Source organism: Rhodoferax sp. (assembly GCF_014859475.1).
Lineage (GTDB): Bacteria > Pseudomonadota > Gammaproteobacteria > Burkholderiales > Burkholderiaceae_C > Rhodoferax.
This window is the reverse complement of sequence record NZ_JACUUE010000136.1, coordinates 1-6,954: the sequence shown is the minus strand read 5'-3', so window position 1 is coordinate 6,954 and position 6,954 is coordinate 1. Positions and strand designations below refer to the sequence as shown.

Here is a 6,954-nt window from a genome sequence, read left to right as displayed (position 1 = left end):
CGGCACGCAGCGCTTTCCATGAACAGTCCCGTCGTTGCACAAATGGCCGTCATTGCGAACGCAGTGAAGCAATCTATGCAGTCGGAAGTCATGGATCGCCACGCTTCGCTCGCGATGACGGTTCAAGGTCCGTGTGCGGTATCGGGCCAGGTACGGGGGGCTCGCGATGATGGTACGCTTTCATCATTTGGGGCGTCGCTCTGGATTCATGCAAGTTAGTTCGAGTTTGGTGCCATTCAACTGCTGCAACAGGAGTACGCGCGCGCCGGCATCACGCGGTCGCTGATCGTCACCGACCCGGGTGTCAAGGCTGCGGGCATCCTGCAAAAAGCGCTGGATGCGCTGGCGGGCATGACGGTGGCGGTGTTTGACCAAACCCCTTCCAATCCCACTGAAGCTGCCGTGCCTGCCGCCACAGCGGTGTACAGCGCCCAACAATGCGACGGTCTGATCGCTGTTGGTGGCGGCTCTTCCATCGATTGCGCCAAAGACCACGCATCACCGAGCGGGTTGCCCCCCTGATCGCCGTGCCCACCACGGCCGGCACTGGCAGCGAGGTGGCCCGCGGCGCCATCCTGATCGTTGATGACCACCGTAAGCTGGGTTTTCATTCCTGGTACCTGGTACCAAAAACCGCCATTTGCGATCCCGAACTCACGCTGGGGCCGCCGCCGCTGTTGACCGCTGCCACCGGCATGGATGCCATTGCCCATTGCATGGAAACCTTCATGGCGCCGGCCTTCAACCCACCTGCTGGCGGTATTGCGCTCGACGGTTTGGCGCGTGGCTGGACGCACATTGAACGCGCCACCCGCGACGGCAGCGACCGTGCGGCCCGCCTGAACATGATGAGCGCCTCGATGCAAGGGGCGATGGCATTCCAGAAGGGGCTGGGCTGCGTTCACTCGCTGAGCCACAGCCTGGGTGGTGTTAATCCACGCTTGCACCATGGCACCTTGAATGCCATGTTTTTGCCAGCCGTGATCGCCCCAACCCCCGCATGGCCTCAGCGCAGGACTACCACGCCATGCTGATGCAAGCCATGTAACTCCCCCGCAATTGGCGGCGCTGCTCTGGCGCAGACATTGCTCGTCAGCCCTTTCCATGAACAGTGCCGTCATTGCGAACGCAGTGAAGATAAGCAATCCATGACTTCCAACGAATGGACTGCCGCGCTACGCTCTCAGTGACGGCTTCCTTGTTCAAGATCCGTGTGCGGTGTCGGGGCGGATTCGGCTGGCTCGTAAAGTAATAAGTTGTAAATTTTGACGACCGGATTTGGGATGCAGTGCCAGGCGCAAATCGCGCCGTTTAGCTTTGCTAAACAAGCGATTTGCAACGACGCAATGCACCCAAGGATGGCCAGGCAAAGGTGCAATCCGGGTCATTGCTTTGCGCGTCCTGAGTGCAACGGGCGTGCAGGCCGCGGCTATTTGAGCGCCGTTTGCACGTCCCTGACGCGCATGCCGAGCGCATCGGCAAAGGCCTCCACGCTCTGGCCGCTGGCTTCAAAGGCTTGTTTCAGGGCGGCACGGCGGGCGCGCTGTTGCTCCACCTCGGACAGCACGTCGTCCAGCAACTCCTGAATCGGCTCGGCCGGGGTGCCGATGCGCGCCAGGTAGTGCTGTCGCGTCAGTCCCGATTTTTCGAAGGCGATGATGAGTTGTGCGCGCAGCTTGGGCAGCAAGTTCTCTTTGCTGCGGGCCTGACGGCGCTGGTACAGCTCAACGATCGACAGAAACACGTGCTCAGGTGCCACGTCGTCCACCGGATTGCCTTGCAGGTCATGGCGCTTTTGGCCTGAGGCCACACTCTGCAAGTAGCGCGTGGAACGGGTGTGCACGCCCAGCGCGGCTTTCAGCGTGTCGCGTTTGAAAACCTCCGGGTGGGCGGCCAGCAGCTCCTGAAAAATACCCAGCTTGAGCGGCACAAAACGCGCGCCGAACAGCTGCGGGTAAAGCTCAAACAATTTTTCCAGCACCGGTTGCACCGCTTCAAAGCGGTTTTTTGACTTGGGCGCGGTGGCAAAAGCAACAGGTTCGGCAACGGTTTCGGCACCGGTGTCCGGCTGCTGGGCGCTCTCAGACACGACTGGTACCGGTGCATCCGCGGTCGTCGTGATCACTGGCTCGGCTTGTTCTTGAAGGATTTCGGTCATGGCATGAATCAAATTGAAGAACCTGCAATTGTCAACCAAAGCGTGCATCGCTGGCATACTCGGTGCCATGAACCCATCCCAGCAAGCGCAAACCAGTCAGCCCGACCCCCGGCACCCGACCTGGCAGCGCGACGGTTTTTTGCCGCTCGCCTTGGCGCACGCCCACCCCGGCTACCTGCGCGCCACGCACGGGGTCGAGCCGGTCGACGAGCGCCAGCACTTTGCTCACATCTTTCCATGAACAGCCCCGTCATTGCGAACGCAGTGACGATGTCGCTTTTCAAGGTCCGTGTGCGGTATCGGGCCGGATACGGGGGGCTCGCGATGACAGCTCGCTACTTCTTCAAAGCGTCAGCAGCACCACCGCGCGCGCTTCCATCGCATGGCCCAGGCCAACCGGGCCCATTTTTTCGGCGGTCTTGGCTTTCACATTGACCTGATCGATCTCGATGCCCAAGGTCTGCGCCACTCGGGCACGGATGGCGGGCAGAAATGGCATCAGCTTGGGTGCCTGGGCAATGATGGTGCTGTCGATATTGCCAATCTCAAAACCTTTGGCGCGCACGCGGCGTGCCGCCTCAGTCAGCAGCACGCTCGAATCCGCGCCCCTGAACTGCGCATCGGTGTCCGGGAAATGGCTGCCGATGTCGCCCAGCGCGGCCGCACCCAGCAAGGCATCGGTGATGGCGTGCAGCAGCACATCGGCGTCCGAGTGGCCCAGCAGCCCCAGGTGGTACGGTACCTCGATGCCGCCGAGCACCAGTTTGCGCCCCGCCACCAGCGCGTGAATGTCCCAGCCTTCACCGATTCTGAAATTCATGTCATGCGTCCTGTGATTGACTTAAGCCTGGCGGCTTTGCAGCAGCGCTTCGGCCAAGGCAAAGTCTTCTGGGTAAGTCACCTTGAAATTTTGCGCGCTGCCGGGCACCAGCTTCGGGCTCAGGCCCATGGCCTCGATGGCACTCGACTCATCGGTGACGGCGTCGCCCGCCAGTTCCAGCGCCTCGATCAGGCTGCCAATGCGAAACATTTGCGGTGTTTGCGCCAGCCATTTGTCGGCGCGTGGCAGCGTTGCCGCCACTCTGCCAGCTTGCGCCACCTTGAGCGTGTCGGGCAGCGCCAGCGCCAGCAGGCCACCCACCTCATCGTTCAGGCAGGCATCTAGCAACTGGTTGATTTGAGTGGGCGTGATCAGGCACCGCGCCGCATCGTGCACCAGCACCCAATCATGCGCCGCTGCACCTTCTGCGAGCAAGGCATTCAGGCCATTAAAAACGCTGGCAGCCCGGGTTGATCCGCCACAAGGTGCGATCAAAAATGACGCATTCAGGGCCTGCCGTGTTTGAAAAAAAGTATCCTCTGATGACACCACTACCAAAGTTTGATCAATACGCGAAACGTCGGCAAAGGCCGCCAGGGTGTGCATCACCATGGTTTGACCGACCAGTGTCTGGTATTGCTTGGGGCCTGCGGCTCCGGCGCGCGAGCCCGTGCCAGCACAGGGGATGAGCGCCCAGCAACGGGCTGCGGCGCTAGGCGCAAGGGCAATGTCGTTAAGTTCTGTCATGGTGTGGCTTGCATTCTAGAATCCACGCCACACACCCTGCCAAACTTTGCGCAGGGTTTCGGCGTTTTTGTCACGCCCCGTTCACTGCTGAGCACCTGCACACCTTTCATGGATTTACCCAAACTCACCCCCGGCAAACGCTACACCCTGCCGCGCCCGGTCGGCTCGGCCGACGCCCTGCTGCTGGCGCAACTGGCCTTGCGCGACAAGGCGGACCACAAGGTCACCGCCATCGTCACCGCCGATGCCCTGGATGCCCAGCGTTTGATCGTAGAGATGGCGTTTTTTGCGCCAGCACTGCGCTGTGTGCTGTTCCCGGACTGGGAAACCCTACCCTACGACACTTTTTCGCCGCACCAGGACCTGATCAGCGAGCGCCTGGCCACGCTGTGGCGCATCAGCCAACGAGACAAAGACAATGGCGCAGATGTCGTTGTCGTGCCCGCCACCACCGCGTTGTACCGGCTGGCGCCGCCGTCTTTTTTGGCGGCTTACACCTTTCACTTCAAGGTCAAGCAGCAGCTCAACGAGGCCAAACTCAAGGCGCAGCTGACGCTGGCCGGGTACAGCCACGTGACCCAAGTGGTCAGCCCAGGCGAATACGCGGTGCGCGGCGGCCTGATCGACCTGTTTCCCATGGGCTCGCAGGTGCCGTACCGGGTTGATTTGTTTGACGACGAAATCGACAGCATCCGCACCTTTGACCCCGACAGCCAGCGCAGCCTGTACCCGGTGCCTGAGGTGCGGCTGCTGCCGGGGCGCGAGTTTCCGATGGACGACGACGCGCGTGCCCGCTTTCGCGGCCGCTGGCGCGAACTGCTCGATGGCGACCCCACGCGCAGCCGCATCTACAAGGACATCGGCACCGGCGTGGCCACCGCCGGCATCGAGTACTACCTGCCGCTGTTTTTTGACGCCACCGCCACGGTTTTTGACTACTTGGGCGAGGCCGCCACGGTGGTGCTGCACGGCGACCTGGAGCCCGCCTTTGCCCACTTCTGGCAAGACACGCGCGAGCGCTACCGGCTGCTGCAGGGTGACCCGGAGCGCCCGGTGCTGCCGCCCGATGCGCTGTTTTTAAGCGCCGAGCAGTTTTACGCCCGCGTCAAGCAGCACGCCCAACTGGCCTTGCGCACCACCGTGGATGAGGTGGCTGACAGTGCCCACTTTGTGCGCCTGGGCGACCTGACCGTGGTGCGCGGCGCCGAAGACCCGCTGACCAAGCTGAAGTCCCATATCCGCAACACGCAGCAGCGCGTGCTGGTGCTGGCCGAGAGCGATGGCCGACGCGCCAGCCTGCTCGACTTTCTGCATGGCAGCCAGTTCGACCCGCCGTCGTTTGACTCGCTGGCCGAGTTTCAGGCTAGCCAAGAGCCCATCGGCATCGCCACCTCCGGCCTGGCCACGGGCTTTGCCTGGCTAGATGCCGGCATCGACTTTGTCACCGAAACCGAACTCTTTGCCGCCAGCCCGACCACGCGCCGGCGCAAAAAGCAGGAACAGGTGAGCGACGTTGAGGCGCTCATCAAGGACCTGAGCGAACTCAAAGTAGGCGACCCGGTGGTGCATTCGGCCCACGGCATCGGCCGCTACCGCGGCCTGATCAACCTGGACTTGGGGCAGAAGCTGGCCAACGGCGAACCGGAAATTCAGGAATTTTTGCACCTGGAATACGCCGACAAGGCCACGCTCTATGTGCCGGTGAGCCAGTTGCAGCTGATCAGCCGCTACACCGGGGTCAGCCCGGACGAAGCGCCCTGGCACAAGCTGGGCAGCGGCCAATGGGAGAAAGCCAAGCGCAAGGCCGCCGAGCAAGTGCGCGACAGTGCTGCCGAACTGCTCAACATTTATGCCCGCCGCGCCGCACGCGAGGGCCACGCCTTCAGGTACAGCCCCAACGACTACGAAGCCTTCGCCAATGAATTCGGCTTTGAAGAAACCGCCGACCAGAGCGCGGCCATCCACGCCGTCATTCAGGACATGATCAGCCCGCGCCCGATGGACCGGCTGGTCTGCGGCGACGTTGGTTTTGGCAAGACCGAAGTGGCGCTGCGCGCGGCCTTTGTGGCCATCACCGGTGGCAAACAGGTGGCTTTTCTGGCGCCCACCACCTTGCTGGCAGAACAGCATTACCAGACGCTGGTGGACCGCTTTGCCAAATGGCCGGTGAAAGTGGCCGAAATGAGCCGCTTCAGGTCGGCCAAGGAAATCACCGCAGCGCTCAAGGGCGTGGCCGACGGCACCATCGACATCGTGGTCGGCACCCACAAGCTGCTGAGCCAGAACACCCACTTCAATAACCTTGGGCTGTTGATCATCGACGAGGAGCACCGCTTTGGCGTGCGCCACAAGGAGCAGATGAAAGCGCTGCGCGCCGAAGTCGATGTGCTCACACTCACCGCCACGCCGATTCCGCGCACGCTGGGCATGGCGCTGGAGGGCCTGCGCGATTTGAGCGTGATCGCCACCGCACCGCAGCGCCGCCTGGCGATCAAGACCTTCGTGCGCACTGAAGGAGCAGGTGTGATCCGTGAGGCGGTGCTGCGCGAGCTCAAGCGCGGTGGCCAGATCTACTTTTTGCACAACGAGGTCGAGACCATCGAGAACCGCCGCGCAAAACTGGAAGAGCTGCTGCCCGAAGCCCGTATTGCCGTGGCCCACGGCCAGATGCCCGAGCGCCAGCTGGAAGCCGTGATGCGCGACTTTGTGGCGCAGCGCACCAACCTGCTGCTGTGCTCCACCATCATCGAGACCGGCATCGACGTGCCCACGGCCAACACCATCGTCATGAGCCGTGCCGACAAGTTCGGCCTGGCCCAATTGCACCAGTTGCGTGGTCGTGTCGGGCGCAGCCACCACCAGGCCTATGCCTATCTGCTGGTGCCTGATCTGGAAGGCCTGAGCAAACACGCCCAGCAGCGCCTCGACGCGATTCAGAGCATGGAAGAACTGGGCAGCGGTTTTTATCTGGCCATGCACGACCTCGAGATTCGCGGTGCCGGCGAGGTGCTGGGCGAAAACCAGAGCGGCAACATGATCGAAGTCGGCTTTCAGCTCTACAACGAAATGCTCTCGGAGGCGGTGCGCTGCCTGAAAGCCGGCATCGAGCCCGACCTGTTGAACCCACTCAATGTGGCGACCGACATCAACCTGCACGCGCCGGCGCTGCTGCCCGACGATTTTTGTGGCGACGTGCACCTGCGCCTGAGTTTTTACAAAAAGCTGGCCA

At 62.2% G+C, this 6,954-nt stretch carries 5 protein-coding genes and 1 pseudogene; 2 read left to right on the top strand and 4 right to left on the bottom strand.

The window, feature by feature from the left end; translation table 11 throughout:
• Positions 1 to 234 precede the first annotated feature (234 nt).
• Positions 235 to 986: pseudogene (locus tag IBX54_RS11005) on the top strand (iron-containing alcohol dehydrogenase); the annotation flags it as partial.
• Positions 987 to 1,429: 443 nt separating this feature from the next.
• On the opposite strand, the gene IBX54_RS11000 reads toward IBX54_RS11005, so the two are convergent.
• From IBX54_RS11000 to ispD, 4 genes are all read right to left on the bottom strand, one after another.
• Positions 1,430 to 2,158 (bottom strand): ProQ/FINO family protein, encoded by a 729-nt coding sequence (locus IBX54_RS11000; RefSeq protein ID WP_296542700.1) that lies wholly within the window; start codon positions 2,156 to 2,158, stop codon positions 1,430 to 1,432.
• Between the two features lie 31 nt (positions 2,159 to 2,189).
• Positions 2,190 to 2,378: a hypothetical protein gene (locus IBX54_RS10995; RefSeq protein WP_296542699.1), complete on the bottom strand. Its 189-nt coding sequence runs from the start codon at positions 2,376 to 2,378 to the stop codon at positions 2,190 to 2,192.
• 123 nt (positions 2,379 to 2,501) lie between these two features.
• On the bottom strand, positions 2,502 to 2,978 hold the full coding sequence (gene ispF, locus IBX54_RS10990) for a 2-C-methyl-D-erythritol 2,4-cyclodiphosphate synthase (RefSeq protein WP_296542698.1): 477 nt from the start codon (positions 2,976 to 2,978) through the stop codon (positions 2,502 to 2,504).
• A 21-nt stretch (positions 2,979 to 2,999) separates the two neighbouring features.
• A complete protein-coding gene (gene ispD, locus IBX54_RS10985) occupies positions 3,000 to 3,725 on the bottom strand; it encodes a 2-C-methyl-D-erythritol 4-phosphate cytidylyltransferase (RefSeq protein WP_296542697.1) in 726 nt (241 codons plus the stop codon).
• A gap of 108 nt (positions 3,726 to 3,833) precedes the next feature.
• Between ispD and mfd the strand changes: the two genes are divergently transcribed.
• On the top strand, positions 3,834 to 6,954 hold a 3,121-nt coding region (gene mfd, locus IBX54_RS10980), incomplete at its 3' end, for a transcription-repair coupling factor (protein WP_296542696.1).

Bases quoted from the DNA above. Each gene is read 5' to 3' on its own strand.
- ispF (WP_296542698.1), bottom strand. From the start codon at position 2,978: ATGAATTTCAGAATCGGTGAAGGCTGGGACATTCACGCGCTGGTGGCG.
- ispD (WP_296542697.1), bottom strand. From the start codon at position 3,725: ATGACAGAACTTAACGACATTGCCCTTGCGCCTAGCGCCGCAGCCCGT.
- IBX54_RS11000 (WP_296542700.1), bottom strand. From the start codon at position 2,158: ATGACCGAAATCCTTCAAGAACAAGCCGAGCCAGTGATCACGACGACC.